We start from the raw sequence: 26,267 nt of genomic DNA on the forward strand, positions 1-26,267 counted from the left end.
CGAGAGTTGTGCAGTATACTTCTCATAGAAGTCGATGAGAAGTATTCTTCACTCAAGGAGAGACATGGGAACCCTGATGCCCTCCGTACGGGCCTTCGCGCAGTTCGTCCGGAGAACCAGACTAGCCAGGAACATCACCCAGGATGAACTCGCCCAGGCGGTCGGCAAGAGCCGCCGTTGGGTGCATGACCTCGAGAACGGCAAGGTCGATCCCTCGCTCAGCGCCGCCGTGTCTGTAGCCGCAGCCCTTGAGTACACGGTCTCGCTCGAGCTGGACCAGCCCTCCGGCGACCTCGATCAGCTCTTCGAGGATCTGTAATGACTGACGCACTCGACGTCTGGCTCGATGGTCGCTTCGCCGGCAAGCTCATGCGCGGGGAACAGGACCTGGTTGAGTTCCTTTACGACGACCAGTACCGCGGGGACGCCGAAGCGACTCCTCTATCGGCGAGTATGCCCAAGAGCGTGCTGGGTCACGGACCCGACGTCGTCATGCCGTGGCTGTCGAATCTGCTTCCCGACGCCGAGGAAGTCCGCAGCCGATGGGCCGCGAAATTCGGCGAGCGACGCACCGACCCATTCACCCTCCTTGCTCACATGGGCGAAGACGCACCTGGCTCCGTTCAGATCGTCCCGGAAGATGTGGTGCCCGCAGAAGCGGGAGAGCTGTCCGAGATGACCGAGAGGGACATCGCCCGTCGGGTGCGCGACATCCTCGCCGACCCCGAGCACTGGGTGGATGACCGAGATGACGACGCGAGCCGCTTCTCGCTCGGCGGCAATCAGGGCAAGTTCGCCCTGGCACGTATCGACGGCAAATGGTTCGAGCCGAACGGGCGCGCGCCGAGCACTCACATCGTCAAGCCTGGGATGGTGCTCGCCACCGGTCACACCGACGACCACGTTCAAGCGGTCGAGTTCGTGACGATGCGTGCCGCGCGCGCCATGGGCGTTCGCACGGCCAAGGTCGAGCTCCTCGAATTCGATGGGATCAGAGCCTTCGTCACGACGAGATACGACCGTCAGGTCCGAGAGGACGGCAGCGTCCGCCGATTCCACCAAGAAGACTTCTGTCAGGCGCTCAGCGTCCTCCCCTCACGCAAGTATGAGCAGGACGGTGGGCCGACAATGGCTGACATGGAGGCCCTCGTGTCGCGGGAGTCATCGCCTGCGTACTGGGTACGCGATGGTGTGGCCCTCACGCAGCTGTTCGTCTTCAACCTTCTGACCGCCGGTGTGGATGCACATGCGAAGAATCACAGCCTGCTGCACGTGAGCGGAAGTACCCGTCTCGCGCCGGCCTATGATCTCATCTCCGCCCACGGCCTCTGGCCCGAAGACCGCGTCTGGTTCAAATCCGCTGCCGCTGTGAAATACGGCAAAGAGCGGCCATACCGTCAGATCAGCGGGCGCAACCTCGCCCGCGCAGCGGACGTCCTCGGCGTGCCCCGCGGGATGTTTTTCGCGATGCTCAAGGAGATGGCGGAGCAGGTGCCTGATGCTTTCGAATCGGCGATAGCGGAAACGCCCGGTGAGATGGTCACCGACCTGCTCCGGGCCATGCCCGGGCGCATCGACCGGTTCGCCAGCGAGTTCGTGATCCGCATGAGTGACGCGGACATCGGGCTCAAGGCGCTTCCCCGATTCGTGGGCTCTCATGCGATCGGCCAGTTGGACATCGGGAGGACGTGGATCCCAGGCAGCTGGCAGAACGGTCGATGGGTCACCGGGCGGTATCGGTCGCGGTAATGAATCTGGCCCACAGGCGGACGCTAGGACGATCCGTGCGGAATGGATAGCGCTGCTCCGTGACCTTCAGTCTCAGATCCGTGGGAATGCGGTCACCGAGGGCATCGTGCATGATGACCTCATGACCTCTTCCCACGACGTCATCACTCCGGCCGAGCTCGGCCGAGAACTCGGCCATAACGACGGAGACCGGCCCGGGATCACCGTGCGTCGCTACCTGCGCGAGCGCTACCCCGACCACCTCAAGAACCAACGCTGGGAGCTGACCCCGGAGCAGGTCGACGATGTGCGCGCGCACTTCAGCAGGAAGTCCGCGTGAGCGCTGGCGCCGTACGGGATCTTGCCACGGCCGCCGTCGCAGCGCTCACCGGAGAGCGTTGGGCGATCACGGACGCTGCAGCACACGTGCCGTCGCGCCCGGGCCTGTACGCGATCTACGGCGACGACCAGGCTTGGCGAGATCTGCAGCTCGAGCCGACACCCGCTGTGCCTCTCTACGTCGGCAAGGCGGAGGCGAGCCTGGTCTCCCGCGACCTGAACGGCCACTTCGCCATCAACCCGAGGTCCAAGCCCCGCACCGGCGGCTCGACCGTCCGGCGATCCTTCGCTGCTCTCCTGCGCGATGGGCTCGACCTGCATGCCGTACCTCGTAACCTCGCGCGCCCCGAGCGCTTCGCGAACTACGCCCTCGCCGAGGGTGGAGACGCCCGCCTGAACGAGTGGATGCACGCACGCCTCCAACTGGCCGTCTGGCCGACACCAGCCGGCATGACCGTGCCGCTCGGCGAGGTCGAGACCGCCGTCATCATGCACTTCGCCCCGCCGATCAACCTGGACAAGAACCCCGGCAAGCTCGCACGACTGAGCCGCGCGCGCGCAAAGATGGCCGCCGAGGCCGCCGCATGGCGCCCTGCGAGCTGACAGCGCCGATGGAACTCGAGGTCACCAGCACCCCGCGCGAGACCCTCGTGTGGGCGCCAACGACACAGGACGCAGCCCAGTTGCGTCGCGAGCTGACCGACACAGGCTTCCTGGTGATCGATGCCGACCCGTGGGAGCTGGACACCCTCGGGCGGATCCCCGAGGGTGAGCATCACGAGTTCGACCCGTCTCGCATCTTCAACGTCGAGATCGGCGCCGACGCCAACGCGAGCCTGCAGGCGCTCGTGGACGGCGGGCACACGCTCATCTGGCACCGCTGGCAGACGTATCTCGCCAGGAAGGTCTGGGGAGTCTCGGTCAAGATCCCGCCCCGCGGCCGCCGGCGATCCAGCGCGTCCACGTCCGAGTCCGCGGTGCACTTCGGTATCCCCATCCGTGCAACTCGCGGGCTGAGCCTGCGGATGACGCGCGACACCTACGCCCGGATCAACAGGCGCTCGTCCCTGCCGCGCTGGCATCGCGAGATGGACCCGGATTTGTGGGACTCAGTCGGCTACCGATACGAGGACGCCGAGCACCGGGTCTACACGGACGCCTGGTGCGAGGAGATGCAGATCCAGGCGCTGGCGAACTATGACCTCAACATGGCGCACTTCGCCTCCCTCAACCACGCTGCGTTCGACGCCGCGCTGCAGCGCGCTGTGAAGAGCCAGCGCCGCATGGTCGAAGTCACCGACCTCACGAAATGGGACGGTGTCGCTGGGCTCTACATCATGGTGCTCGACGAGTCCCGCCAGGCCTACGTCGGCGCCACGGACGCCTCGGTCGGCATCCAGAAGCGCATCAAGCAACACTGGACCGGCACCAAGTCCCTCGACCGGCTCATTTGGGGAAACCCTCAGACCTCGATCATCTCGATCGACAGTTTCCGCGCGCTCGACACCACTCGCATCTTCTCTCTGAAGACGACCCGCTCGTTCGCCGGGGAGAACCCGCTGCTCGAAAAGTTCCCGCCCGAGTACATGCTCAACCGCGTCCCTGGCGGCCGCGACGTCGCAAAGCTCGCCGACATTCTCGGTGTAGATGCACTGATGAAGCGCCGGGACTTCGCGGCGCAGCCGACAGACTCACAGACCTAGCCACGCATCGGCGTCAGCCATCCGAGTCAGCACCATCCGCGTCTGCTGGTACAACACTGATCAGTTCGGATGCCTGCGGGAACGCCTGCATTGTTCGTCTCGAACTCGGCATCAGCGAGAACGAAGGCGTCGCGGAGTGAGGGGCGTTTCGTCACGTATCGTTGCGCCGCACGCTGTGAACCGCAACATCATCGCTCACAAGTTCACGTCGACGCACTTTACGTTCTCGACTTCGATTGTGTCGATGACTTCTTCGGCCCACCACTGCGAGTCCCAGGAGAAGCTCTGACGCTGATCTGCAGCGACTCTCGCTTTCGCGTACTCGATGTAGCTCGAGAGCGCGCCACCAGAGGCATTTAGTTCGCGCATCGAGATCTCGAAGTAGCCTTCGCACCGTTCATTCGCCTGGATCACGACGTTCCAGCAATCAAAGAGTGCACCTTCTCCGCACTCGCTACCGCCGTGCTCAGGGGTACTGACCCAGATCCCAGACGTGTAAAGGTTCTCGAAGTCGAAACCTTTCGGTATTTCAAACGCCGGAGTTTCGATGGGGGCGGGTGAGGCGCAGCCGGTGAGGACAAGTGCAAGCAGACCCAGCAGCGTCATCGTGCGTTTCACACCCTGATCGTAGCGCTGGACACGCTCGAAGTCCGATTGCATTCCATCCCTCGCCTGGAGCAAACTCGCGTACCCACTTGCCGGCACTTTGAGCACCTCTACATCCACAGCCGGCGCGACACAGCCCCCACCACTCTCTCCGAGCGCGCGGGGGCCGTGTTACGTCAAGGCGCAGAGATCACTCGCGGCTTAGGCGCACCGTCATCGTCGTGCCCATCGCGGTGACCTCGTAGCTGAGCTCGTTGTTCTCGTACGTGAACGTCTTGGTCGCGTCGCTGGAAGCCATGATCGAGGACTCGGTCTTGGTCGTGTCGTTGGTCGAGTCGAAGGTGAACGAGTCACCCTCTGCGGGGACCGCGACGGTGCCGGCCCAGTACAGGGACTTCGTGTCGCCGCCGTCTGCGACCCAGTAGACCTCGATCGTGTCGCCGGTGATCGTGGCCTGCTGCCAGGCGTCCTCGGAGTTGGAGTTGTTCTGCTTCCAGGAGCCTTCCAGGCTCACCGGCTCCGGAGCTTCCTCCTCCTGGACCTGCTCGGTTCCCGGCTTCGAACCCTCGTTCGAGGACGAGCCGGACGACTCCGGCGACGAGCACCCCACGGCGCTGATGCCGAGGAGTGCGAGAACTGCGATGGTCGCGCCGAGCTTGGGTGCTGTGATGTTCAAGGGGTGCCTCTCCGAGCAGGTTGATGTCGACGCTGACCGTATCAGCGCCTACTGACACCTTCGGGTCGCAGTGCGAGACGCGAAAGGCGCTGATGGTCATCGTTACCGGACGGTCATCATCACTCACGTGGCGAGAATCCGGCGTGGACTAACTGTCACCCCTCAGCGTTGGGGCGAGAGTTCCAGGAATGGATGCCGTGATCCGAAGAAGGCGTGCCCGCCCGAGGTAGGGAGCAGAGCGATGGATTCGACAACTGATGGCCTGCGGGTGCGCCCGCGCGCGTGGATCGGGCTGGCCATCTGGGCCGGATATCTGATCCTCGTCTTCGCGATCCAGTCTCTCGGCGGTGTTCCCTACGACAGCTGGGGCGACAGCGCGGGCAACCTCTTCTCCGGCGCCGGTCTGTCGCTGATCATCGCGTCCATCTTGCTGGCGATCACCACGAGCCTGCTGGGCTGGTGGCGCCCCGTGATGGTCGAGCAGACGCGAAGCCGCCACCGGTGGCTGCTTTTCATTCCGATCCTGATGACCATCGCGGCCATCATGAACCTCGCAGGAACCGACTGGTCGGCATACAGTGGCGCGTTTCTCGCGGCCTCGCTGACTCTCGCGCTCGTCGGATTCACCGAAGAGATCGTCAACCGCGGCCTTCTCGTGGTCGGGTTCCGGAGTCGTCTCGGCGAGGGCTGGGTCTGGTTCCTCACCTCCCTTCTGTTCGGTCTCAGCCACCTGGTGAACATCGCCCTCGGCGCCCCTGTCGCTGGAACCGCGTCGCAGGTGCTCACGGCTTTCCTTGCGGGTACGGTCTTCTACATCCTGCGCCGCGTCACGGGCTCGCTGTTGTGGGCGATGCTCCTGCACGGACTGTGGGACTTCTCCGTCTTCGCCGCGGGAGTGGGGACACCGAGCGATATCGTCTACGTCGCGAACGTTATTGAACCCACAGTCGGCATCCTTGGGGTCATCTTCGTCGCCTTCGCCATCCGCGGCGCCAAGAAGAACGTCCCCGCTGCGCCGACCGCGTAGCGCCTGGCATGATCCGAGGAGCCTGGCTGCGCTGAAAGCGCGATCGCCGTGCCTGGTGTGCGGGATGCCGCGTGTGCGACGGAGGGGCACCGCCAATGGGGCATCCCGCGTGAGGCCTCCCCAGCCTCGTCCCCAGAATCAGAGCAACAGGCAGCCCCTACCGCCCTCTGACCCCATCGGGATCCCCTGTGGACCCTTCTGAGCACAAGACCGAGATGTCGGTATGACTACGGGGCTGATCCGCTAGTCGCCGTCCCCCGCTGCGCCATCGTCCACCGCTGACTCACCTGGCTCGTGATGAATCACCGAGGCGGTCGACGTCGCGTCACCTCCACGAAGTTGTGCGGAGTCGAGTGCTCGCTCAATCGCCGCTTCCGTTTCCGGGCCCAGCTTCGGATCGCTCATCACGTGCTCCACTCCTTGAGGCGTCTCTGCAATGCCGAGAGTAGTGCTGCGACGCCGGCATCTACAGCGGGGCGAGCCTCCGTACCGGCCGGCATCCAGTGAAGGGTCGGCGGACTCCTGCGACTTGCACACCCGGACACACCTAGAATGGACGCCGAGCAACTGCTCGCTCACCAGTGCAAACCTGCTAGCGCGCCATCCGATGACGGGCTGATAACGATCGCCTCGTCCAGTTCTTTCAGCGGGCTGTGCGGTGACCGTGAGGCGCTAGCTTGAGGTTCGCTGACTTATCGTCGGCGTTCACACACGCTCTTGGGGGATGCGCTCATGCGCCTATCGACAAACAACTCTGCCATGCTCGCTCTTGGGGTCGTCGCCCTGCTGCTCAGCGGATGCTCGGCTCCGGCCACCGAGCCGAAGCCGGAGACCACCACGGCTGTCTCCGAGGACACGGCCACCGTCGAGGAGGCGAGCAGCGATGCATCGTTCGCCGACAACGTGCTGACCCTGCCTGAGTACACGGTCACCATCACCGACACGAAGAAGATCGCGGTCGGCCAGCCCGGGAACGAGTACGGCGAGAAGCCCGTCATCGCGTTCTGGTACGAGGTCACGAACACCTCCGACGACGCGATCGATCCGACGACCGCCTGGGTCGGCACTTTCACTGCGATTCAGGACAACGACCCGAACGCTGTGAACGAGCTCAACGTCGCCTCCCTCCCGGACGCTCAGTTCCTCGACTCGCAGCTTCAGGACATCAAGAACGGCGGCACGGTCGCCAACGCCGTCGCCTACGAGCTGGACGACGAGACCACCCCCGTCGAGCTGGTCGCCTCCAACGACCTCGGCATGACCGAGATCGGGCGCGCGACGTTCACCCTCCAGTGATCTGCTGAGGATGACTCAAACGGCCCCTGGCGACTTCGCTGGGGGCCGTTGGAGTCGAAGCCTCCGGTCTCGCGAGCAGTTCACCCTCGCCGACGTCGCGCATCCTCTTGGTCGATAGTCTCAGTCCCATGCCGTTGATGCTCGGAACGATCCTCGACTCGGAGTCGCTGTCCATCCAGGACGTGTTGGTCATCCGGCATGCCTACAACGCGGAGCCTGCGTCGAGCCGCCTTGCTGGCGTGCACGCAGGCTCGACGGACGACGACATCCTCGCGTACACACGCCGCCAGTCTGCGAAGTCGCAGATCTTCCCCGTCACCCCGGCGCGATTCTGGATCGTTTTCATGCCGGAGGGCGGCGATCGTGGGCGCCTCTGGCGCGTCGTCGAGAACCGGGGAGAGCTCTCGAACGACGGTGAGCTCCGTGAGTTCGACCTCGTCGAGACCGATCACCTCCATGACCTGCTCGGCCGACTCGTGATCGGCTGGAAGGCAGGACGGGTGTGGCGCGTCTACGGCCCGACCGCCGCGACGTACCCGGTGCTCGAGGTCGCCGATGCTCAGCCTCCGCGATTCCCGGGATTCGATCAACTGGTCGTCTCGTATGACGTGCTGAAGGCGGTCGTGAAGGAGCGTCGCTACGCCGCCTGGCAGACAGCGCTCTCGTCGGTTGTCGGGATCTATCTGATCACTGACACCCGCGACGGTCGCCACTACGTAGGCAAGGCCGACGGGGCCGAGAACATCCTGCAGCGCTGGCGCACCTATGCCGCCAACGGGCACGGAGGTAACGTGGCGCTCAAGGGGCGGGATCCGTCGACCTTCCGATACTCGCTACTGCGGGTCTTCGATCCCTCAACGCCACTTCGGGATATCAACGCCGCTGAGAGTCACTTCAAGCGGGCGCTGGACAGTATCAACCACGGACTCAACCGCGTCTGACACGCTCTCTCCGCGCACTGGAGATCACCGACGCCGGCCGGATCTCCTTCGGGAACATCGGGGCATGGCGTGCGACTGAGCACCGGCACCACGCTCCATAGCCGAGACACCCCTATGCTGATCGCATGCAGGTGGTAGCTGGGGATCTTCCTCTGAAGAAGGACTATCAGGTGATGTCGCGTGAGATCTCGACGCGATGGGGCATGAAACGATGGTCGATCAGTCGTCAAACCGTGGAGTCGATCGAGATGAAGTCGGATCGGTTCCTCAACAGCGTCACGGCAACGTCGGCGCTCTTCGAGGTGGGAAAGACGCTCGCCGATCTCACCGTGACGAGTTTCGGTAACCCGGGGCAGGCGACGATCCTCTTCGAGATCAAGTTTCGCGACGGCAAGTCCGCGGTCTGCCATGGCTCGGCACAGGAGTACAAGAAGCTGCTCGGCTGGGCTTCGAAGGATGACAAGAAGGCTCTTCGCAAGGAGCGTAAGGCCGCTCGGTAGTTGGGGCACATCCCGCCACTTGACATGCCGCCCGAGCCTGATCCGCCGAGCGGACAGATCATGACCCGTGAGATCCATACTCTCAGGTCAGCCCGCCGGCACCCACAGGCCACAACCGCTCGTCGTGAAGCCCTCGCCGGCGTTCACGGTCACGGTCACACCGTTGTGGGCTGCGCCGACGAAGTTGTTGTCGAGGATGTCGCCGGAGCCGTTGTTGCGCTCCCAGTAGCAGTCCTTCACGCCCGCAGCTGTGCGGTACGTCCCGGGCTGAATGGTCTGGCCGACGACATGGTCGCCATCGTAGAAGCCGGTGAGCACCATATCCATCTTCGGCGCGAACTCCGGGCAGTAGACGCGCACCGCGGCGATGTCGATCTGACGGGACTCGGTCTGGTCGCCCCACAGCAACGGGTAGACGTTGTCCGGGGTGTAGAACTCGTGCAGGTACTCGCAGTACTCGCGACCGTCGTACGGCGGGATCATCCGGTTCCCCTCGAGCGACGCTGCCAGAGTGTCGTACTGGTCATCGAGCGCCTGATCGGCCGCGGCGGCCAGCTCCGCATCACGCTGCTCCTTCGAGCCAACCAACAGAACTGCGACGTCGACCGACGTCGCAGCCTCCTTAAGGTCGCCCGTTGACGGCTTCGATGAATCGAGAAGCTCTGCGAGAGCATCAAGCTCTGCACGAAGCTCCTCCCGCTTCGCCACATCGCCGTAGGACTCAGACTCGCTGTACCGAGATTCACCGGCGTCGAGCGCTGTCTGCGCGTCCTCGAGCGCCTCCGCGAGATCCTTCTCCTCCTGAACACGATCGGCCTCCGCCTGCGCTTCAGCCTGAGCTTGGGCTTCCGCTCGAGCGTTCGCATCCGACACCACCACCCCCGTCGTGATCCCGGCGGCGATAAGGACGACGACCGCTACTGCCCCGATGATCAGATTCCGCTTGCGGTTCCGCGCAGGGACCTGTGCGTCCGCCTCGGATGGCTCGTTCATGAGCCGAATTCTATCGGCCAGCCAGACACCCGCACCTCGGCGAGGACGCTGCGTTCGCGCGCCTGGTGATCCCCCACTCCGACCCGGACTCCGACCTGCTGTTCATCCACACCGCGCGCGGCAACGATGCGGAGCGATTCGAGGGGCGTCGTTACACGCGTCTCGGCAGTCTCGTGGACCGCGTGCTGCAAAGCGGACGTGTGGTTCTCTCAACCGCCGGTACGGCTTCGATCTCCCTGGAAGCCGAGACGGGACCCAACATGGTGCTCCGAGGCGTCTCGGCGACGGTCGACCTATGCGCCATCCTCACGAGTAGTGCTGCGACGCCGGCATCTACAGCCGGGCGAGCCTCCGGTCCGGCTGGTGTCCAGAAACGAGCAGAAACGACAGATTCACTCGTAATCGAGCGCATGACGCGTTAAGCTCGTGCTCAGCCTCATCTCACTTCACGGGGCGTGTTTCTAACCGTCGATATTCACAGTTATCCGAACTATCGGCGTCCGTTCTTCCTCAAGCGCGGCTACTAGATGGAACTGCTAGGCGGGTGGGCCCAACTGACAGTTCCCCACTGTATGGCGGACCAGAGTTCACGGAACTGTTTGTCGTCATCCGGTGCTGAAATTTCTCGTAGTTCCAGCAGCTGCATCGCGACCCACTGGGCATCTTCAAGAATCGATCGCGCACCACCGATTCGCGCAAGTCCGCGACTCGCGTCCCCACCGTGTGCGACCGCCGATCGAACACGATATACCTCTTCGTAGCGATCAAACCGAGCAGCTCGAGCAGCTGGGTCACGTTCGAGCAGCGCGAACCGGCCTTTACTAACTGCTCCAGGCACCGCGTCTTTCCCCGTGAGCATCGAATCCAAGGCGACGCTCACTGCGAGGGCCGCGTCGTCCTGCGCCTCGGCCCAGAACGCACGAGCGTACCAGCGCCCAGCCACACGCAGCCTTTGTGCGATCGCGTCCGGCGCAACCAATAGATCTCCAATGCGGGAACACCGGTCAGCTGAGAGGATGCGGTCCAGGGGTAACGGATCTGCGCTATGCCATCGGAAATTGTTGCCGGCGCTCCATCCGGTGATCGTAAGAACTCGGTCGGCGAGTTCACCGGCACCGCTGGTCGCCAGCAACGTGCTTACAGCAGAGCGGTCCAGAGTGGTGCCGCGAATTCCCGGCCTATTTGTCGCTCCCCGAAGTGAGAAGATCCCGTAGTCGGCAAGGTCACCCGACAACATCAACGAGAGCCCAATGAGGTCTTCAAGCGTTCGTTCGAAGTCCTCCATCGCGAGTTGACCCTGTCGAGGAGTGGTGGATGTCGCCAAAACGAAGTCGCCAAACTCTCGGAGCAGCTGTTGAGCATAAGAAACGAATGCTGTTTCGGCGGAGTCTGTGAGGCTCAGGGAAGCCGCTAACTGGCGCGCACCCGCCTCGTCCTGAACCTTTGCTATGGCTAGGCTTCCGAACGCGCTTGGCTCGCTCGTCCAGGCCACATTGGCCAGCGCGGCAGCAATGCGAACTGGGCGGGGCTTTACGATTCGCTCGACCGCCTCAGCGAAATCGGGCGCATGACCCACTGATGCGGCCGCGAGCAAGGACAAGACCGCGGTCCAGAGATCTTCTTCGCGCCAGTTTCTCGTCACTCGCTGATCTCTCAGGAGCGTCCCCATCGCGCTTTCCATCGCGGGCATGCCTTCATCGGCGATAGTGAGCGGAGCACTCTCCCCCAAGAAAGCTCGTACGGGAGATGCACGATAACTTGGTTCCGCCCAGGCCCATCCAGCTAGTGCGGAATCTGTCGATGTCCGGACCGCGGCCAACGCAGTCTGCAATTTCTCGGCGACATCGTTCATCGAGGCCTCCTGTCGAGGGGCGGATGCGAGACGTGGTGCCCGACCCAACGAACCTGTGACGTTCCAGAACCTGCACCTGACCAGGAGGCTCGACAGCCGCCGGCTTCTGACTTCTGGTCGAACTGCAAGACCGTTACCGCTGCGTTACCGCAACCGCCGCTCCAGACCAGAAGAAGGCCCCGTATCCCACTGTTTCCAAGGGAGTCGGGGCCTTCGTGGTGGCGGTGACGGTGGGATTTGAACCATTCTTTCTGAGAGTTTGATTTCTCGCGGCTCGTCGCATCGCTTGACTTTCGCGGTCAACTCACCCGGTCAACTCACGAACGTATCGAGGTCATAGCTCGCGATCTGAGCGTCGACTATCGATCTCTGGTGTCATCATTCGGTTTCGCGCTGCGACTTCGTCAGGCGGACAGCTACGACCAGCCTGACGTCGTTCAGGTCACATACCCGTGCCGATTTTGTGCTGGTGTTAGATGGAGAGGATCTCATTCAAGGAGCGTGAACCGTGCCGCTGATACCCCAACAAAGCGTCGTCGTCATCAACGGCCCCTACAAGCTTTCATCGGGGCAGAGCACTGAGGACGCAGCCGCCCAGCTGCTGCGCTCTCGGCTTGAGTCGTTCCCTCCGTGCCGCATCGTGTCGATCAGCGGCAGCGGTCTTATTCACGGATACTCGCTGACTGCTGTAGTGGAGACGATTTAGTGTCCACCGAGCGACCATATAGCGAGCGTCCTGCAGCTCAACCGATTCCACAGGCAGCCCCGGCGACGAGCGCGCATGGCCAAGTTCCGGCGTCCAAGCCCAAGAAGTCGGGCTGGGGCGGAATCATCGCTCTCTTCGTGGCGGTGGCCGTCGTCGGGGGAATCATAGTCATTGTGAATCTGGAACGCGAGCCAGTTTCCGAAGAGGCAAGCCCCGCCTGTGATGCCGCCTTCGCCGCTTCCAGCATCGCAATGAACCAGCACTACGCCACTCATCCACTCTTCGGCGCAGAGTATGACGCAATTTACGCGGATGGCGCTGTCTCAGACGAAGAGCAGGCAACCTTGGACGCAATGTTGGCTGACGAGGAGGCACAGTTCACGGCCCTGATCGATCCCGTCTATGACGCTTGCACAGGAGTCCAAGATCTCTACGCAGGAGCCTTCGCCCATCGGGACGACGCAGACTGGGGACTCCTCGATGTTGAATCGATAAGCACGGAGGACATCAAGTCTGACTTCATTTTCTCCTACTGCTACGAGAAGGAGTCGCGTCCAGGTTGCTCTGATTTCGTGCTCGAGGACTGGAACAGAAAGCTCTAGCAAACCACCGACTGGCCTAAGAGCCAGCACCAACCACATGAGGCCGGGGCATGGACGCCCCGGCCTTTATCGTGGCTGCCCGCACCTGAGCCAGGAGCCTCCGAGACGCGCAATGACGCCATCGGGACTCCCCGAGGCGCTTAGATCGCCTCCTACGGCCAGCCTGTGGCGACACGCCCGGGATGGACGTCCGAGAAAGACGGTTTTTTTAAAGTTTTTGCGGATTCGTTGGACGACCCCAATGATTCAGCGGCAAAACGAGCCTAATCCCCGTGCGACTATTTGGTCGCCAAGAGTGGCTTGCGCACCCTATTTGGCGCCTCATATGGTTATTAACACAAGCCGCCGCGGGGAGGAAACAAAGATCCAAGGCAGCGCTTCTGAATAGTGAAAACTGAATCGAGAGTGCATCACCCAAATAGAGCATCGCGCTCTATTTCCCCAGACCTCGGCGGAGCGCGCGATCCGACCGACCCACAGAATCGGCTCAACCGAGCCACTCATCAACAATGACCCATTGAAACGGGTAGAAAGCAGTTCACTATGTCCGAGATGATTTTCGATCACAAGACCGGCCTCCCCGTTGACGCAGGGCGCGTCGCGAATCGAGACCTATGGGATTCTGTTGACTCAGCTTTGGCTGAATCCGCTGGAATCTGCTGGGATGGAAGCCACAAGATCTACGTGCTCATGGATGATGCAGAGGTCGAGCGTATGCGCGAATACGGCTTCGGCAACAGAGGCACAGAGCTCATCAGCCTGGAGGACGACACCGTTGACTTCGGCGATCGTGTTCGCGAATGGTTCGAAGCCTCCGGCGATCTGCGGTTCATCTCTGGCTCCAGCAGCGCGGATGGTCCGCGCGAAATCTTCACTCTCATTCCCCAGTTCGCAGAGACAGCATGATGACGAAGCCTGCGATGTAGATTCCCGAACAGGCAAGCGCCCGGCACTCAATCGAGTGCCGGGCGCTGCTTCGTTTGCCGGGCGGATCTGTGCCTCCCCAGTGGCGTCAGAGATCCGCGAGCCGCTGAGGGGAGTCAGCCGCAGATCACTGGATCCTTTCGAACCGATCCTCGCCGGGGATCACCCCCAGGCTCCGACCGTTGTCCCAGTCCACGAAGATGGTTCCGAGATCATCGATGAGATCGACGCTTCCCTCGGTGCCTGTGGGGATCGGGCTGATGGGGTCCCGGCTCTCGATGAGTCGAACCCGAGAGCCGGGACCGAGCATCAGTTGCCTTCCTTCTTGAGAAGGTCGATCCGGTCGGCCAGCTCGGAGAGAACCTTGATCGCAGCGTCGCGCTTGGCGATTGCCTCCTCCTTGCTGGCGGCGTAGAACGGGCGCTGGCGTCCGGCGTCATCGACCAGGCCACTGACCTCGTGCTTGAGGCGAGCGAAGGTGCGCGTCACGCTGGAGCGGTCGAACGCGGGAACCTTGGGAGCGTTGGGGGTGGTGGTTGCGTTTGCCATGATGATCGAGCCTTTCGAGGAGTGGCGTTCGGTTTGGATGGCACAAATGTAAATGGATTCCTAGGTCTGTCAACTCTTTCGGCGTGTCCATTTCTTAGCGTGTTCCTTCCACCCCTCGAAAGCGGTTCCTGCCGACCATTTGCTGGGGCACGAAATGCTGTTCTGAGCGCGCAGCCTAGAGCGTCGATCTAACCGCGCCTCCAGCGTGCGCTTTCTGCCGTTAGCTCCAACCATTCGAAGATTGGGCCCTTTTGTGGTCATGATGCGAGAGTCGTCTATTCCTGGCGAAACATGACGAGTGGCTACCAACAGAAAAACGGCGGAAGGGGTGGTAGTCCCCTCCGCCGTTCTCTGTCGAACGTGGGCTAGAAGCGCCAGGCCTCCCCGGTGTATCTCTCACCCTCTGCGTCATTGAGCCGGGTCGCTCCGAGCAAATACCGCGCATGCCCACCCAGTCTGTCCCGCAGTTCCTTGACCGCCTTAAAGATTCGCTCCACATGGCTGACATAGATGACTCGACGGACGACGGGCACGGACCCTCGCTCGCGTTGGCGCACCATCGTGTGGACGATGCGCAGTAGGTCGACCGGATCTTTCGGCGTTAGCTCTATCTCAATACCGATAGACACGGGAGCGTCGAGAGTCTGTCTGTGTGCTTCCAAGTCGACAACGAGGTCAAACGGGTGGTTCTGATTGGCGTAGCTGCGGCTCGCGTAGTCGGTAGTAAGGGTCCAGAGCCCGGGGTTCTGAGCGAGAGCTTGCGAGACCGGTAGCCTGCCGGACTCGACTTCCTGCGCGACACGTTCCTGAGTCCTCCAGGCTTGCTGCGCGTCCACGACTGTTCGGCCGGACGTCTCATCGAAGCGGCTCGCCATCGTCCCATAGGTGCTGTTCATGTATTGCTCGGGGATGAGAAGCGGCATGAGATCGAGGCCGGTAGGGAGTGCAATCTCTGTCGTCTTCGCGATTGCTGACGCGCCGGCGACGAGCTGAGCTGCAACCTGGGTGGTCGCGAGACGATGCGCGAGCTTGCCTAGGTTCAGGCTTCCCAGCTTGTAGAGCCGCGAGATTCGCTCGTCTTCAGTGCCGTAGAAGGCGAGTAAATCCTTCCCCTTCTTAGTCGTGAACCAGAGCTGAGTCATTCCAATGACTTCCTCTGAGCCGACGAGACCAAGCTCTCGCAACGCCAACAGCCGTTTGTGAGCACTGTTCCTCTTGATCTTCCAGACGATGCCGAGCTGTTTGGAAGTGGCGAGTGGGAACTTCAGAAGGAACCAGAGGCCAAGCCGATCCTTGTCGGTGAAAACCTTCCTCCCATACTTCGTAGCGGCTGGTTCTCGCTGGCTCGCGGTCGTCTTCATTGGCTGTCGAGCGTCGTTCTCGGTGGTTCTAACTGCGCCAATGGTGGCACGCTTTGCGGTCTGAGTAGGCGCTGAGATCTCCACCTCCTCGTCCTCGTAGCTCTCTTCTTCGAAGAAGTCCATGACAGGAGCTTCATCGTCGTAGCTCTGCTCGTCGCTGTAAGGCGTTGCTGGTTTGTTAGTCATAGTTCCCGTCTCCCTGGTGAGTTAGTCGCTTAGATCTGTTCTCCTGGGCTTAGGAGGCACAATCCTTGACCGTTTCGCGACTTGGCTTCCGGTCAGGAGCACATATCGCAGGGGGTGTCGCAGGGGGCGCGAACGCGCTTTCGCGTGCTGCGGGCCTTGGCCCTTGATCGTGGACACGGTGTCGGTTCGATTATGCCGCTTCCGCGAGCGTAGCGGAGCGTGCGGCTTCGTAGGCGTTCGGGCTGATGTTGCCGATCGCGGAGTGGCGCCGGCGAGTGTTGTAGCGGTTCGCCCACCGGAACACGGCCCGGTAGGCGGTGGCCTGGTCCGGGAACGCTGACCGGCCGGCGAGGAGTTCGCGCTTGAGCGTGGCGTTGAAGCTTTCCGCGAGTGAGTTGTCGGCACTCGTGCCGACCGCGCCTGTGGACTGGGTCACGCCCAGCTGCTCGCAGAGCGCGGCGTAGGCCTTCGAGGTGTAGACGCTGCCGTGGTCGGAGTGGAAGATCGCGCCGACCAGCGACCCGCGGTCGCCGTGCGCGGCACGGAGGGCGTCTTCGACGAGTTCGGTGCGCATGTGGTCGGCGACTTGCCAGCCCGCGAGCTTCCGGGAGCCGAGATCGATGCAGGACGCGAGGTAGAGGTTCGTGCCGTCGGCGATAGGCAGGTAGGTGATGTCGCCCACGTAGCGGCGGCCGGGGTCGCCGACGGAGAAGTCCCGTCCGATCAGGTCGGGGAAGCGCCTGGCGGACTGGTCCGGGATCGTGGTCTTCACCCGTCGTCGCAACCGGATCCCCGCGAGACGGTGCTCACGCATTACCCGCGCGACGCGCTTGTGATTCACCCGCTCCGCCACGGGCACACCGTCGTTGAGGTCGGCAGTGATCCTGGGCGCCCCGTAGGCGCGGTCGCCACCCTGAGCGGGGTCTTGGAGCACCCGGATCCGCGCCGCCAACACCGCGTCGTCTGTCGCCTTCGCGGCTCGCCGCCCGGCGGAGTCCAGCCAGGCGTAGAACGACGAGCGGGCGACCTCGACGACCTCACACAACCGCTTCACGCCGTAGGCGTCCTTGTGATCCTCAACAAACTGGAAGCGGTTCACCAGTTCGTCTCCCCGGCGAAATACTTCGCCGCCTGACGGAGGATGTCCCGCTCCGTCTCGAGCTTGCGGGCCTCGGCCTGCAAGGCCGCGAGGTCGGCCTCCAACCGGAGGACCTTCGCCGCCTGCGACTCCGGTCGCCCCGTCGCCCCCGGCGGCGACGCAGCAGCAACCGTGACCCCGGAGCCGAACTTGTCGACCCACTCTTTCAGCGCACCCCGAGAGATCCCGAGATCCCCGGCGATGCCCTTGAGCGTCGAACCCGGCGTGGACTCATACAAGTCCACCGCGCGCTGCCGGAACTCGTCCGTGTAGTTCTTCCTAGCCATCCCTTGGATTCTCGCTTCCCCAGCATCGTGCTGGAATCAGCGTGTCCAAGATCAGGGGTCAAGCGCCCACCACTGCTGACCCTTCTCCCTGGACGAGAACCAAACTGCTGCATCAGTTGGATCCTGCCTACCTGCCGACCCGCCCAGGTAGCCATACGCCGGATGCACTGCGCATCGGTGTCGCACCACTGCTATCCCTTCTCCCTGGACGAGAACCAAACTGCCAGCAGTTGGATGCTGAAAGCCTGCCATCAAGGACTGACAGCTTTACCGAACAGCCCTACCCAGCTCCAGACGATGAGCCGACTAACGAGAATCTGAGTTCCCAAAGCGGGAGCAGCGCAGCGGGATAGCTCCGGCTATCTTTTTTGGTTTTGCTGTCCTGCGTCGACCTGAGCAGGAGTCAACAGAAGTTGATGGAAGCACTCAGCCCATCGGCAGCAGGTGCAAAGCGGGCAGGTGCTCTAACTGCGCCAATGGTCATTCGCGCTGCCCTGATATCCGGCTGGCGAGGTGATGACCATGGAATCGAAGCAACCCCTCGGTGAGTGGGTCAGCTATCACGCGCTGCCTATCTTCGAGCGACCTGATCCCTGTTGGCAGCCCTGCAGCTACTGCCTCGCTGGGATGACCCGCTACGACGATGAGGCCGAAGCGCAACGAGTCCTCGACGTTCTGCGCTCTGTCTGAGGTCTAACTGCGCCAATGGTCGATATGGCTTTCTGCCATAACCGCCCAACTACCCAAGGAGAGCCATGTATCACCTCGCCTATCATGCGGACGCACCCGTTCTCTGCCCCCAACCAGAGGCGTGTGGACTGCTCGCAAATCGCCACGTCGAATCATTCGAAGCCGGTATCGCGCTGCGCCATCGGCTTCTGCAAGAAGGCGGCGCGATTCCCACTTTCAACAAAGACGACCTCCCCATGCTCGACGAATGGGCACGGACCGGCGTCTCACCTTTCAAGTTCTAAGGAGCAACAATCATGGAATCTACGACTCTAGGCACTCGCCTCCACTACAGCCCCGTTCGCGGTAGATTCGCGCGGTGTATGGCCACAACGAGCTGCCCCTATGGTGATGCGCACACTACCGTCCTCGACATCGCCAGGGAGGGTGGTGCAGATCTTTCGACCGGCGGCCATAGCCAGGTGCTCTCTATTAGTCCCATCATCGGCGGGATCTTCTCGGTGGGATCTGACGCTCGAACTAGAACCTTCCGCGAGGACGGAGCGAAGCTCACTCCGAAGGAGGCGGCGAGATGGCGTGAGGCAGTCGCGGCCATACAAGAGATCGAAGCCGAAGAGATCGACCACGACGCTCCCGAGCCTTCAGCTGAGGAAATGGGTAGCCAGCCAGCTCAGCCGCCAAGGGCGAAGCCAACCTCGCGCTTCACCAATGCCAAGAACTACGCCCTGGCTGAGGGAAGCAAGGATCCCGGGATCCTATCCCAGCTCGCGCACTCTCCCGACTGGAACGTGCGGCTGTTGGTCGCTCGCAATCCCGCCACTTCTACCGACACTCTGGAACAGCTCGCTACAAGCGCCGACAAGGATGCGAAGCGCTACCGGGATGCGGCCCACGAGGAGCTGGGACACCGATACGAGGACATGCGGGACGCGGCGGAACTCGAAGCCTGCGCGCGGATGGATGCCGATGGGGTGTTCCAGCAGCAGGTCGCCAAGATGCCGAGCTATCGGCAGCTCGCCTACATGCCAGCAAAGCGCTGGGCTAGGAAGTCGGTCCCTGCGCGTCGCACGCTCCTAGCTGCGGCGTTCGATGAGGCCGCCAGGCTCTTTAAGCTCGGCGCTAGATTCGCTGGCTGGTCGGAGCTCAGACCTGGGAGGCTGTTCGATGCGCCGAAGAACCGCACGGCACGATCGAACTACATGCTCCCGGGCTACGCGGCTCGGCTCAACTCGCCCATGGAGGTTCTTGGCCTTTTCGCATCGGTATTTGCATCGCTCTTCGGATCGATCGCCCATCAGACCGGAGTGCGCAAGAAGCTCGGACTTGGTCCCGTGTGATATCTATTCTTGTGTTCTCGATGGCACTCCTCCGGGTGATCAGCCGGGGTCATGAAAGCTCCCTTTCGCTTTCATCACCCCGGCTTTTCTTTGCGCCTGGTGTTGACCTAACTGCGCTGGTGGTCGCGCATTGATATACAACTGCGATCACTACAACCACGGAGGTCGATCATGCACACATCACACGCAAGCACCACCACCACCACCAAGAAGAACCGACAGCCCGCACTCATCGCGGCAGCTCTCGGCCTCGCCGTCGCATTCGCTGGCTCGCTTGTCACGGTGCCCGCTGACGCTTCAAGCGAACCGCTAATGTTCTGCGTTGGTTCGCAGTATGGCGATGAGGATTTCACAGCCAAACACGGTGGCAAGCTCTGCGAAGCCCAGGCCGAGGCTGGTCCGGTCGATTCGTCAGCGCTCGACGGATACAGCATCAACATTAGAGAAAGCGGCGTCGACGGGATCAACTACGCGACGACAGCACGACCAGAGGGCGAGCCTACCGACTACGAGCCCCGGGATCTTCCTGCGGGCTACACAGTCGAATGGTTCGTCGAAGAGGCCACCGCTGACCGCACGGGATACACCAACGAGAAGCCGTTCGCTGCTGGATCGAAGGTGCTGATGCCGTGGGCGCAGGTGTCTGTCGATCCCCGGACTGTTCAGCGACTCAACGCCAACACTACGAGCACGCAGGGATTCTTCGCAGTGCACGGCAAGTTCTACCATGAGGGCAAGCTCGTCAGGGAGTCTGTAAAGCTCAGGATCATCTTCGTAGAAGTCACGCAGGGCACCGGCGCAAACGCCAAGTCTCACCGCAGCATCGTGGAGAGCGAGATCGCGGACTGATATATGGCTCTACCTCCAACAGAAACCCCCCCGAGAGTCTCACACTTTTCCTCGGGGGGTTTCTTCTTGCCCCCTGGAGTTTTGATATGACAGTTCCACTCGCACAGTGGGAAGAAGCCCCGGAGTTGATCTTCGATCCTCCGGGGCTTCCTTTCTGTCTGCTGGAGCTTTCGATATGCCACCTCGAACCCATGACAGGGCGAAAACGGTGAGGCAGACAGGAAACTACAGAAGCCCGTAAGACGGCGACGGAACTCCTTCCTCTGCCTTCTGGGCGAAACACTGAAACTCGATTCGGGGCAGCGAATCAGAAGAGGGGTGTCCCCCGTCCCAGGCTCTTGAAGATTCCCACTATGCGAGATGGGGATACAGACATACGGATCACGGACTGCAGCTGCGATCTAAGGAGTCGATCCGGATGGGCGAACCCGCCTCCGAGAGATACCAAAGGAATGGTGGCCGAGCGGGATCGCTCGGGTTTCGGCAGGCGGTGGCCGAACTCTCGCATCTCACCAAAGAGATGACTTTCAGCGTTGAAAGTTATCAGGTGGGGAAAGGGATAGCTGTGTCCTCTTGAGTGCATGCCTGCCTGCACGGGCCTCCCTCTCGCACTCGTGTGCGCATACCTCTGCCTCGTCTGGTCTTCCCGTGGTTGTGTCGCGCCACTGCTTGGGTCTGGTCCCTGATATGGAGTGCCGATCAACCCTGGAGGCATCTCATGATCAGAACTCTCTCGGCCACTCTGGCTCTCGCTCTCGTCCTCGCTGCTGGTGCTGTCGCTACTCTGCCGGAACCGGCTGTTGCTGCTGCGCCCGCTGTCAAGACTGCTGTGCCCGACCGCTCGCCCGATGGGGCTGCCTACGCGTGGCATAAGTCCAATCTGCGCGCCTGGAGCGGAACCCATGGCTTCGGCACCGGCACTCGCTGGGGGCACGCCATCACGGCTCCGGCTGGTTCGCTCGCTTTCCGGGTGGAGTATCCGGGCGTGATCGATTCTGCGCAGGTGGTCGGCGGTCCTTGGAGGATCGAGGCTCAGGATCTCAACAGCTTCACGATCACCAACACCCAGGCGGTGCACACTGGCTCGTCCAATGCCGCGTCGGTTCAAGTCAGTGGGCAGTTTGATCGGGGCTTCGTGGTGCCCTCGGTCGCGAGAGGCGATCAGAATGTCGTGGACATCGTCAGCAGCGCTCATGTGCTCTGAGCTGTAGTGCGATACCGCTGGGCGGCGATCTCTTCGGAGGTCGCCGCCCTTTCGCGTTCAGGTTGGCCACTGGCTGACAGTAGGCGGCTGAGCCTGGCGCTCGAAGGTCGAAGCGGTCAGGTTGTTCGTCTGCTCGATTCTGTGCGCTGAGGCGGGCAGGTAGCGACTACCGCTGGAACTCGGTCTGTGTGACAACTAACGAGCGTTAGTTGTCACCCCTTAGTTGATATGGGTATGCGCAACCACTAAACGGGTGCCATTTAGTCCCAGAGCAAGGAGCAAGAAGATGACCGAAGAGAAGCGAGGATCTGCATTCCAGCAGACCGAAGAGAAGCGGGATCCCATCGATTGGGGCTACATCCGAGCATCGACCGAAGAGCAGCGCGGGACGCTACTCACCCAGAGGGAAGAGCTTGAATCGAATGGCTGCGTCCGTGTCTTGGTAGACGATGATCAGTCAGGGATGAGCAACATGACCGACGAGGGGACCGCCTGGCACGAGCTTTCGGGCCTGGTGCAGCCGGGAGATCGAGTGGTGGTGATCTCGCTCTCTCGTCTGGGCAGGGAGAACCACGAGCTGATCTACGCAGTCGGCCAGCTCAACAAGCGAGGGGTCGCTGTCTGGACACTCGACGACAACCTGATCTATGACGACATCAACAACGAGACGCAGATTCTCAACCTCAACATCAAGTCATTTTCCGGCACTTCGGAGGTGCTCAAGACACGAGCCAGGACGAAGACAGCGCTCGGGCTTAGGACTGCGGCAGGGATGAAGCTGGGCCAGAAGCCGAAGCTATCGCGGAGCCACGTCGTCTATATCCAAACCCTGCGCGCCGAGGGCTATGGGATCAAGCACATCGCCGGAGCCGTCAAGGTCTACAGCAAGAAGCACGGCAAGGAAATGCCGATCAGTCCGACCACTGTTCAGAAGGTTCTGAGTGGTCGCTACGAGATGACGGTCGAGGAGTGGCAAGCGACCAACGATAAAGCCCGCCAAGACATGTTCAAGGTCGCGGACGCGATGCGGCGGATCAAGCAGATCGATCGCGAGAGGGAGGACTCTGATATGTGAGCGTTGAGCAATGCAAAGAAGGCCGGGGATGTTAACGAGGGTCCATCCCCGGCCTTCTTTGTGCCATCAGCGCGACTGGGCCTTCGGCTTCACCGTTTTCGCCTTCTGCAGAAGAGCCTCCTGATGGCGTCGGTTTCGCACATCGTCCTTCCGGAGGCTTCGTCCCTCGGAGAGAACGGTCTGGAACTGCTCCGTGGCAAGTTCCATCGCCTTGGAGATAGCGAACTCGATCCGGTCAGAATCGGTGACCTTGAACTGAGTCCTCTTGACGGCGACAAGCCGGCGCCTCGCGGCCTCGAGATCGGACGCTTCGAACACCGGAGCTATCTGCGGGTTGATGATGACAGAGACCATCATCGCAATGTGATACTTCGCCGCCTTCAGAGTTGTGGAGTCGGGAGTCCGAGCGAAGTATCGATCCACCCGGTAGAGGATCCAGGCTGCGTAGTAATACGCCTCGACTGAGTAACTACCCCAGACGAACGAGTCCTCGGCTTCGAGTTCCTTGGGGGAGCCAATCGCCCGGAAGGATTCTCCGAAGAGGGTGGCGGCGACGGCTCGGTTGAGCTCAGGGGTAGTGACGACGCGCGTCCTCGGGAAGTCGAGCGCCGCGTGCTGAATCTGACGCAGGTATCGCAGGCCGTCGGCACCTGACTGAGTGAAATACTCCTCCACATCCTTCGCGGTCTGTGAACTCGCCTGGATGTCCGTCGAACCGATTGGAGTTTGGAGGTTGGTGGCGATCGCGACGCTCGTCCTCACTCTTGCATCGTCTGAACTGACGATCTTCACCGGAATCCAAAGATCGGACAACAGTTCCGGCTTTTCTTTGACAGCCTCGCTCGCCGCCCACCTCACCAGCTGGTGGCTCGTCTGTCCGCCGTTCACGATCTGATAGCCAGATATGAAGAACTTGTCTCCGGCTCCCCTTAGTGAGCTAGCGATGATCGTGAGACCGTTGTTCAAGAACGGAAACTGTTCGCGCTCCCCGCTCTGAAGGGTTCGAGTGATGCGCGTATTGACGGTGTTGTGCGCACCAAGATCGAGCCGCACGTTGTCATCGAAGATACCGGGCCTGATGGAACCGGTCTCGTCCGTCAACAGCTTCAGAGCTTCCGTGCCAGACAACAGCCCGATGTAGGCCTCACTCACGCGCTCAGTTGCGGGGATGGTCTGCCGCTTGGTGAAGTCAAACCGGATGTTTTGTGGTCCGTGCCGTTCCTTCAGCTTCGCGGCGAGCGCATCGTGTCCGTGAGTCTTCAACTCGAACGGCTCCGAATACACCCCTAGTTCGTTGATCCGGCGAACCGCCTCGGTGACCTGCAGTTCCTTGCGAGCATCAGCCCCGTCGTGTCCGCTGGTCGTGACGTAGAACACTTCGCACGGGATTCGCGTTTCCTGGAACTTGTCACCGTTCTCGGCGATCTTGTCGATCAGCGCTGCCAGATCGACTAGCGCAGCAGGAAGAGCAATATTCTGCGGGTTGATCGCATACTTTGTAACTGACTCGATCCCATGGAGGAACTTCGAGATCAGCTTCGCATCGTAAGACTCACTCGTCTTGGCCTGGATGAACACGACCCGCGCGGTGTTCGATGCCTGCTCCGAGATTAGATCCTCGATCTCCGAAGGTTCGAACACAAGCTGCCCGTTGACGACCACGGCGGCGATGTCGATCCCCTCGTCCGACCCTCCTCCGCGAACGGACCGCTCGATCTTCTCCACGTCGTCCCGCAGGTAGGGATAGAGGTAGTTGGCCGCAACGTAGAGCTCGAACTGCTTATCCTCCGAAACAGCGAAGCCAAAGTCGCGCGCAAACTTCGCGACACGTTTACCTGTGAGAGTGTGCAAAGTGTTCCCCCTGATCATCGACGGCGGCGATCCTCACCGCGTCGTAGCACTGATAGTAGCGTCGGGACCGCAGACCAGACGTGGACCGTCACGCTCAGCGGCGATAGGCGACAGCCTCAGGCGGCATCGTCATCATCACCCACAACCTGACCGCCTGCAATCTCCGGCGGCTTAGGTGGGCAGCTACTTCGTTCCGTAGAAGCTACCCACATAGCTCAGGCTGACCTTGGAGGCGCGGCGCGCGTTGTCTGCGCTGCTGTAGGTAGCGATCTGCGCGTCGGCGTTCTTTGGGGACCAACCCATCATCGCGATCAGGGCCTCCCGGTCGGCTCCTTCCTCGATCATCGCTGTGGTCGCCACATGGCGCAGAGTGTGGACGGTCATCCCCTTGGGCAGGTTCTTGATGGATGCGACGAGATCCACGAGAGCCTGACGATCCCGCTGTGCATAGAGCGGCTTTCCATCTGGCCGCGTGAATAGCAGCGTGTCCATGTCCTCGCCTTTGTCGGGCTGGAAGCCTGGGAGCTTCCGTCGAGCGATCTGTCGCTTGCGGTGGGCGACGAGCATCTTCCAGGCATCCTCTGGGATGACGATCTCTCGCTCTCCGCTGTCGCTCTTGGTTGCTGTCAGTTCCCAGCGGGTCTCACCGATTCGCTGAGGACAGTTCGAGGTAGTTCGCCCGCAGCTCCATTTGCCGGTGGAGTGATTGAGCTCGCATCCGTGCTCAGCGCTGATCCGCTGGATCTGCTTGTCGATGACGATTCGCCGGTTGCCTGGCCCGCCATTCTTGAGTCTCTTTTCTGTCATCCCGAGCACTTCGCCCTGGCGCATCCCGAGCATCCCGAGGAACCAGCGCGCCTCTTGGTCTGCCGCCTTCGCTGCCGGGATCAGATACTTGCCGAGGAACTTCGACGCCTGGCGGATCTTCTTGGCGTCCTCCTTGGTCTTCTTCTTCTTCTTTGGTGGCGGCTTGATCCCAACCATCGGATGCCCCAGGATGATCCCGTCTCGCTGGTAGTAGTCGAGCGCGCTCTTGAGGCAGATGAACACTTGCCGGATCGAGTCGCCGCCTAGACCTTTCGCGGGCAGGTCGATGTTGATGAACTTCTTGAGTTCGGCGTAGGTCAGAGTCCGGACTGGGCGATCACCAAAGGCCGGGAGCAGATGATTCCTGATCCGAGCGTCATACATGTGGATCGTGTTGGGAGCCAGATCCTCACGCTTGCGCTCGTCGAGCCAGTCAGTGAGGCAGTCGCCCACGGTGAGGCGGGCGATACGCGGGTCGACGGGAATCGCATCCGGTGATTCGAGGCCATACTCCACCCGCTCAACGAGAATCGCGCGATCCCGCTTCTCGATCGCTTCGCGCTCGGTGCGGGCTTGGGCCGTGATCTTCTTCCGCACTGGGCCGAGTTCGATCGTCTTGGCCGCCCGGTAATAGATGACTGTGCTGCCGTCTTTGCGTTTTCGCTCGACTGGGAAAACTGATCCCTCGCCGGCGGCTCTCTTCTTCGGTCGCCTCGGCCCTTTCGGTCCGTGCTTTTTTCGAAGGATCGCCGCCAGACTCTCGGCGTCGTCGTCGGTGAACTCGCGCATGTGGCGATCATCGCCGTGGTCAACTCGCAAAGTCAACTCACACCATCATGCGACACCACCCCCAGACACACGAAAACCCGCCAGATTTGACATCTGGCGGGTTTTACGCGGTTACCTGGCGGTGACGGTGGGATTTGAACCCACGGTAGGGGGTTACCCTACACAACTTTTCGAGAGTTGCACCTTCGGCCGCTCGGACACGTCACCGCGGAATAGCTTACGCGAGAGCGGGCGAGCGCGCGAATCGGGCG

At 61.8% G+C, this 26,267-nt stretch carries 26 protein-coding genes and 1 tRNA gene; 16 read left to right on the forward strand and 11 right to left on the reverse strand.

The genetic code is table 11. The features are described 5' to 3' along the window. The first annotated feature begins 64 nt into the window (after window positions 1-64). The 5 genes from LRQ07_RS14905 to LRQ07_RS14925 all read left to right on the forward strand — a co-directional run bounded on the left by LRQ07_RS14905 (window position 65) and on the right by LRQ07_RS14925 (window position 3,770). The gene (locus LRQ07_RS14905) at window positions 65-319 is read left to right on the forward strand and encodes a helix-turn-helix transcriptional regulator (RefSeq protein WP_240740502.1); all 255 of its coding nucleotides are present in this window, start codon (window positions 65-67) and stop codon (window positions 317-319) included. After that, the gene (locus LRQ07_RS14910; protein ID WP_131492265.1) at window positions 319-1,749 is read left to right on the forward strand and encodes a type II toxin-antitoxin system HipA family toxin; all 1,431 of its coding nucleotides are present in this window, start codon (window positions 319-321) and stop codon (window positions 1,747-1,749) included. Before LRQ07_RS14905 ends, LRQ07_RS14910 begins: the two co-directional genes overlap by 1 nt. A 121-nt stretch (window positions 1,750-1,870) precedes the next feature. Then, window positions 1,871-2,068, forward strand: a complete 198-nt coding sequence (locus LRQ07_RS14915) for a hypothetical protein (RefSeq protein WP_131492264.1) — start codon at window positions 1,871-1,873, stop codon at window positions 2,066-2,068. Continuing rightward, on the forward strand, window positions 2,065-2,670 hold the full coding sequence (locus tag LRQ07_RS14920; RefSeq protein WP_131492263.1) for a GIY-YIG nuclease family protein: 606 nt from the start codon (window positions 2,065-2,067) through the stop codon (window positions 2,668-2,670). Before LRQ07_RS14915 ends, LRQ07_RS14920 begins: the two co-directional genes overlap by 4 nt. Further along, the gene (locus tag LRQ07_RS14925; protein WP_131492262.1) at window positions 2,652-3,770 is read left to right on the forward strand and encodes a hypothetical protein; all 1,119 of its coding nucleotides are present in this window, start codon (window positions 2,652-2,654) and stop codon (window positions 3,768-3,770) included. The genes LRQ07_RS14920 and LRQ07_RS14925 overlap by 19 nt, the downstream gene beginning before the upstream one ends. A 195-nt stretch (window positions 3,771-3,965) precedes the next feature. Here the strand turns inward: LRQ07_RS14925 and LRQ07_RS14930 are convergent, their stop codons facing one another. Together LRQ07_RS14930 and LRQ07_RS14935 are read right to left on the reverse strand one after the other, a co-directional pair. After that, window positions 3,966-4,388, reverse strand: a complete 423-nt coding sequence (locus tag LRQ07_RS14930) for a hypothetical protein (RefSeq protein WP_131492261.1) — start codon at window positions 4,386-4,388, stop codon at window positions 3,966-3,968. Between the two features lie 178 nt (window positions 4,389-4,566). Then, on the reverse strand, window positions 4,567-5,052 hold the full coding sequence (locus tag LRQ07_RS14935; RefSeq protein ID WP_205802329.1) for a hypothetical protein: 486 nt from the start codon (window positions 5,050-5,052) through the stop codon (window positions 4,567-4,569). 241 nt (window positions 5,053-5,293) lie between these two features. On the opposite strand from LRQ07_RS14935, the gene LRQ07_RS14940 reads away from it, so the two are divergent. The 4 genes from LRQ07_RS14940 to LRQ07_RS14955 all read left to right on the forward strand — a co-directional run bounded on the left by LRQ07_RS14940 (window position 5,294) and on the right by LRQ07_RS14955 (window position 8,816). After that, window positions 5,294-6,079 (forward strand): CPBP family intramembrane glutamic endopeptidase, encoded by a 786-nt coding sequence (locus LRQ07_RS14940; RefSeq protein ID WP_240740501.1) that lies wholly within the window; start codon window positions 5,294-5,296, stop codon window positions 6,077-6,079. A gap of 759 nt (window positions 6,080-6,838) precedes the next feature. Continuing rightward, window positions 6,839-7,375 carry a DUF5067 domain-containing protein gene (locus LRQ07_RS14945; RefSeq protein ID WP_131492260.1) on the forward strand — a complete coding sequence of 179 codons (537 nt, stop codon included), beginning with the start codon at window positions 6,839-6,841 and terminating at the stop codon, window positions 7,373-7,375. Window positions 7,376-7,503: 128 nt separating this feature from the next. Further along, window positions 7,504-8,316 carry a GIY-YIG nuclease family protein gene (locus LRQ07_RS14950; RefSeq protein ID WP_131492259.1) on the forward strand — a complete coding sequence of 271 codons (813 nt, stop codon included), beginning with the start codon at window positions 7,504-7,506 and terminating at the stop codon, window positions 8,314-8,316. A gap of 125 nt (window positions 8,317-8,441) precedes the next feature. After that, window positions 8,442-8,816 carry a hypothetical protein gene (locus LRQ07_RS14955; protein WP_131492258.1) on the forward strand — a complete coding sequence of 125 codons (375 nt, stop codon included), beginning with the start codon at window positions 8,442-8,444 and terminating at the stop codon, window positions 8,814-8,816. Between the two features lie 87 nt (window positions 8,817-8,903). Here LRQ07_RS14955 and LRQ07_RS14960 read toward each other — a convergent pair whose 3' ends face one another. Both LRQ07_RS14960 and LRQ07_RS14965 read right to left on the reverse strand, forming a co-directional pair. Then, entirely contained in the window at window positions 8,904-9,809 is a 906-nt protein-coding gene (locus LRQ07_RS14960; protein ID WP_131492257.1) for a hypothetical protein, read from the reverse strand. Window positions 9,810-10,332: 523 nt separating this feature from the next. Further along, window positions 10,333-11,661 carry a hypothetical protein gene (locus LRQ07_RS14965; protein ID WP_131492256.1) on the reverse strand — a complete coding sequence of 443 codons (1,329 nt, stop codon included), beginning with the start codon at window positions 11,659-11,661 and terminating at the stop codon, window positions 10,333-10,335. An 843-nt stretch (window positions 11,662-12,504) separates the two neighbouring features. Between LRQ07_RS14965 and LRQ07_RS14970 the strand changes: the two genes are divergently transcribed. Both LRQ07_RS14970 and LRQ07_RS14975 read left to right on the forward strand, forming a co-directional pair. Beyond that, complete coding sequence (locus LRQ07_RS14970; protein WP_131492255.1) at window positions 12,505-12,969, forward strand: hypothetical protein; 465 nt, start codon at window positions 12,505-12,507, stop codon at window positions 12,967-12,969. A gap of 543 nt (window positions 12,970-13,512) precedes the next feature. Continuing rightward, the gene (locus tag LRQ07_RS14975; RefSeq protein ID WP_131492254.1) at window positions 13,513-13,875 is read left to right on the forward strand and encodes a hypothetical protein; all 363 of its coding nucleotides are present in this window, start codon (window positions 13,513-13,515) and stop codon (window positions 13,873-13,875) included. A 145-nt stretch (window positions 13,876-14,020) separates the two neighbouring features. Here the strand turns inward: LRQ07_RS14975 and LRQ07_RS14980 are convergent, their stop codons facing one another. The 4 genes from LRQ07_RS14980 to LRQ07_RS14995 all read right to left on the reverse strand — a co-directional run bounded on the left by LRQ07_RS14980 (window position 14,021) and on the right by LRQ07_RS14995 (window position 17,414). Then, window positions 14,021-14,203: a DUF4314 domain-containing protein gene (locus tag LRQ07_RS14980; RefSeq protein WP_131492253.1), complete on the reverse strand. Its 183-nt coding sequence runs from the start codon at window positions 14,201-14,203 to the stop codon at window positions 14,021-14,023. Next, window positions 14,203-14,442 carry a hypothetical protein gene (locus LRQ07_RS14985; RefSeq protein WP_131492252.1) on the reverse strand — a complete coding sequence of 80 codons (240 nt, stop codon included), beginning with the start codon at window positions 14,440-14,442 and terminating at the stop codon, window positions 14,203-14,205. The genes LRQ07_RS14980 and LRQ07_RS14985 overlap by 1 nt, the downstream gene beginning before the upstream one ends. Window positions 14,443-14,807: 365 nt before the next feature. Beyond that, window positions 14,808-15,989 (reverse strand): hypothetical protein, encoded by a 1,182-nt coding sequence (locus tag LRQ07_RS14990; RefSeq protein ID WP_131492251.1) that lies wholly within the window; start codon window positions 15,987-15,989, stop codon window positions 14,808-14,810. A 190-nt stretch (window positions 15,990-16,179) separates the two neighbouring features. After that, window positions 16,180-17,414, reverse strand: a protein-coding gene (locus LRQ07_RS14995; protein ID WP_256534569.1) for an IS3 family transposase whose coding sequence is annotated in 2 segments (ribosomal slippage) — window positions 16,180-17,105 and window positions 17,105-17,414 — 1,236 coding nt in all. Because the reading frame shifts where the segments join, the coding sequence is not laid out codon by codon here. Window positions 17,415-18,169: 755 nt separating this feature from the next. On the opposite strand from LRQ07_RS14995, the gene LRQ07_RS15000 reads away from it, so the two are divergent. The 5 genes from LRQ07_RS15000 to LRQ07_RS15020 all read left to right on the forward strand — a co-directional run bounded on the left by LRQ07_RS15000 (window position 18,170) and on the right by LRQ07_RS15020 (window position 22,569). Next, the gene (locus LRQ07_RS15000) at window positions 18,170-18,388 is read left to right on the forward strand and encodes a hypothetical protein (RefSeq protein WP_131492250.1); all 219 of its coding nucleotides are present in this window, start codon (window positions 18,170-18,172) and stop codon (window positions 18,386-18,388) included. Between the two features lie 78 nt (window positions 18,389-18,466). Next, window positions 18,467-19,441 (forward strand): hypothetical protein, encoded by a 975-nt coding sequence (locus LRQ07_RS15005; protein WP_165875432.1) that lies wholly within the window; start codon window positions 18,467-18,469, stop codon window positions 19,439-19,441. Between the two features lie 171 nt (window positions 19,442-19,612). After that, window positions 19,613-20,290: a hypothetical protein gene (locus LRQ07_RS15010; protein ID WP_131492248.1), complete on the forward strand. Its 678-nt coding sequence runs from the start codon at window positions 19,613-19,615 to the stop codon at window positions 20,288-20,290. Window positions 20,291-21,008: 718 nt separating this feature from the next. Next, window positions 21,009-21,494 carry a hypothetical protein gene (locus LRQ07_RS15015; RefSeq protein ID WP_131492247.1) on the forward strand — a complete coding sequence of 162 codons (486 nt, stop codon included), beginning with the start codon at window positions 21,009-21,011 and terminating at the stop codon, window positions 21,492-21,494. Between the two features lie 286 nt (window positions 21,495-21,780). Continuing rightward, a complete protein-coding gene (locus tag LRQ07_RS15020) occupies window positions 21,781-22,569 on the forward strand; it encodes a recombinase family protein (RefSeq protein ID WP_131492246.1) in 789 nt (262 codons plus the stop codon). A gap of 66 nt (window positions 22,570-22,635) precedes the next feature. Here LRQ07_RS15020 and LRQ07_RS15025 read toward each other — a convergent pair whose 3' ends face one another. The 3 genes from LRQ07_RS15025 to LRQ07_RS15035 form a co-directional block, all read right to left on the reverse strand. After that, window positions 22,636-24,438 (reverse strand): AIPR family protein, encoded by a 1,803-nt coding sequence (locus LRQ07_RS15025; RefSeq protein WP_131492245.1) that lies wholly within the window; start codon window positions 24,436-24,438, stop codon window positions 22,636-22,638. A 165-nt stretch (window positions 24,439-24,603) separates the two neighbouring features. Next, a complete protein-coding gene (locus tag LRQ07_RS15030) occupies window positions 24,604-26,016 on the reverse strand; it encodes a tyrosine-type recombinase/integrase (protein ID WP_256535075.1) in 1,413 nt (470 codons plus the stop codon). A 116-nt stretch (window positions 26,017-26,132) separates the two neighbouring features. After that, window positions 26,133-26,223 (reverse strand) — tRNA-Ser (locus tag LRQ07_RS15035). Window positions 26,224-26,267 lie beyond the last annotated feature (44 nt).

Origin of the sequence: Microbacterium sp. J1-1 (genome assembly GCF_024498615.1) — a bacterium.
GTDB classification, from domain to species: domain Bacteria; phylum Actinomycetota; class Actinomycetes; order Actinomycetales; family Microbacteriaceae; genus Microbacterium; species Microbacterium aurugineum.

Coding starts and splice junctions, on each gene's coding strand:
- LRQ07_RS14905 (WP_240740502.1), top strand. CDS start 65: ATGGGAACCCTGATGCCCTCCGTACGGGCCTTCGCGCAGTTCGTCCGG.
- LRQ07_RS14910 (WP_131492265.1), top strand. CDS start 319: ATGACTGACGCACTCGACGTCTGGCTCGATGGTCGCTTCGCCGGCAAG.
- LRQ07_RS14915 (WP_131492264.1), top strand. CDS start 1,871: ATGACCTCTTCCCACGACGTCATCACTCCGGCCGAGCTCGGCCGAGAA.
- LRQ07_RS14925 (WP_131492262.1), top strand. CDS start 2,652: ATGGCGCCCTGCGAGCTGACAGCGCCGATGGAACTCGAGGTCACCAGC.
- LRQ07_RS14940 (WP_240740501.1), top strand. CDS start 5,294: ATGGATTCGACAACTGATGGCCTGCGGGTGCGCCCGCGCGCGTGGATC.
- LRQ07_RS14945 (WP_131492260.1), top strand. CDS start 6,839: ATGCTCGCTCTTGGGGTCGTCGCCCTGCTGCTCAGCGGATGCTCGGCT.
- LRQ07_RS14950 (WP_131492259.1), top strand. CDS start 7,504: ATGCCGTTGATGCTCGGAACGATCCTCGACTCGGAGTCGCTGTCCATC.
- LRQ07_RS14955 (WP_131492258.1), top strand. CDS start 8,442: ATGCAGGTGGTAGCTGGGGATCTTCCTCTGAAGAAGGACTATCAGGTG.
- LRQ07_RS14960 (WP_131492257.1), bottom strand. CDS start 9,809: ATGAACGAGCCATCCGAGGCGGACGCACAGGTCCCTGCGCGGAACCGC.
- LRQ07_RS14965 (WP_131492256.1), bottom strand. CDS start 11,661: ATGAACGATGTCGCCGAGAAATTGCAGACTGCGTTGGCCGCGGTCCGG.
- LRQ07_RS14975 (WP_131492254.1), top strand. CDS start 13,513: ATGTCCGAGATGATTTTCGATCACAAGACCGGCCTCCCCGTTGACGCA.
- LRQ07_RS14980 (WP_131492253.1), bottom strand. CDS start 14,203: ATGCTCGGTCCCGGCTCTCGGGTTCGACTCATCGAGAGCCGGGACCCC.
- LRQ07_RS14985 (WP_131492252.1), bottom strand. CDS start 14,442: ATGGCAAACGCAACCACCACCCCCAACGCTCCCAAGGTTCCCGCGTTC.
- LRQ07_RS14990 (WP_131492251.1), bottom strand. CDS start 15,989: ATGACTAACAAACCAGCAACGCCTTACAGCGACGAGCAGAGCTACGAC.
- LRQ07_RS15000 (WP_131492250.1), top strand. CDS start 18,170: ATGTATCACCTCGCCTATCATGCGGACGCACCCGTTCTCTGCCCCCAA.
- LRQ07_RS15005 (WP_165875432.1), top strand. CDS start 18,467: ATGGCCACAACGAGCTGCCCCTATGGTGATGCGCACACTACCGTCCTC.
- LRQ07_RS15010 (WP_131492248.1), top strand. CDS start 19,613: ATGCACACATCACACGCAAGCACCACCACCACCACCAAGAAGAACCGA.
- LRQ07_RS15015 (WP_131492247.1), top strand. CDS start 21,009: ATGATCAGAACTCTCTCGGCCACTCTGGCTCTCGCTCTCGTCCTCGCT.
- LRQ07_RS15020 (WP_131492246.1), top strand. CDS start 21,781: ATGACCGAAGAGAAGCGAGGATCTGCATTCCAGCAGACCGAAGAGAAG.
- LRQ07_RS15025 (WP_131492245.1), bottom strand. CDS start 24,438: ATGATCAGGGGGAACACTTTGCACACTCTCACAGGTAAACGTGTCGCG.
- LRQ07_RS15030 (WP_256535075.1), bottom strand. CDS start 26,016: ATGCGCGAGTTCACCGACGACGACGCCGAGAGTCTGGCGGCGATCCTT.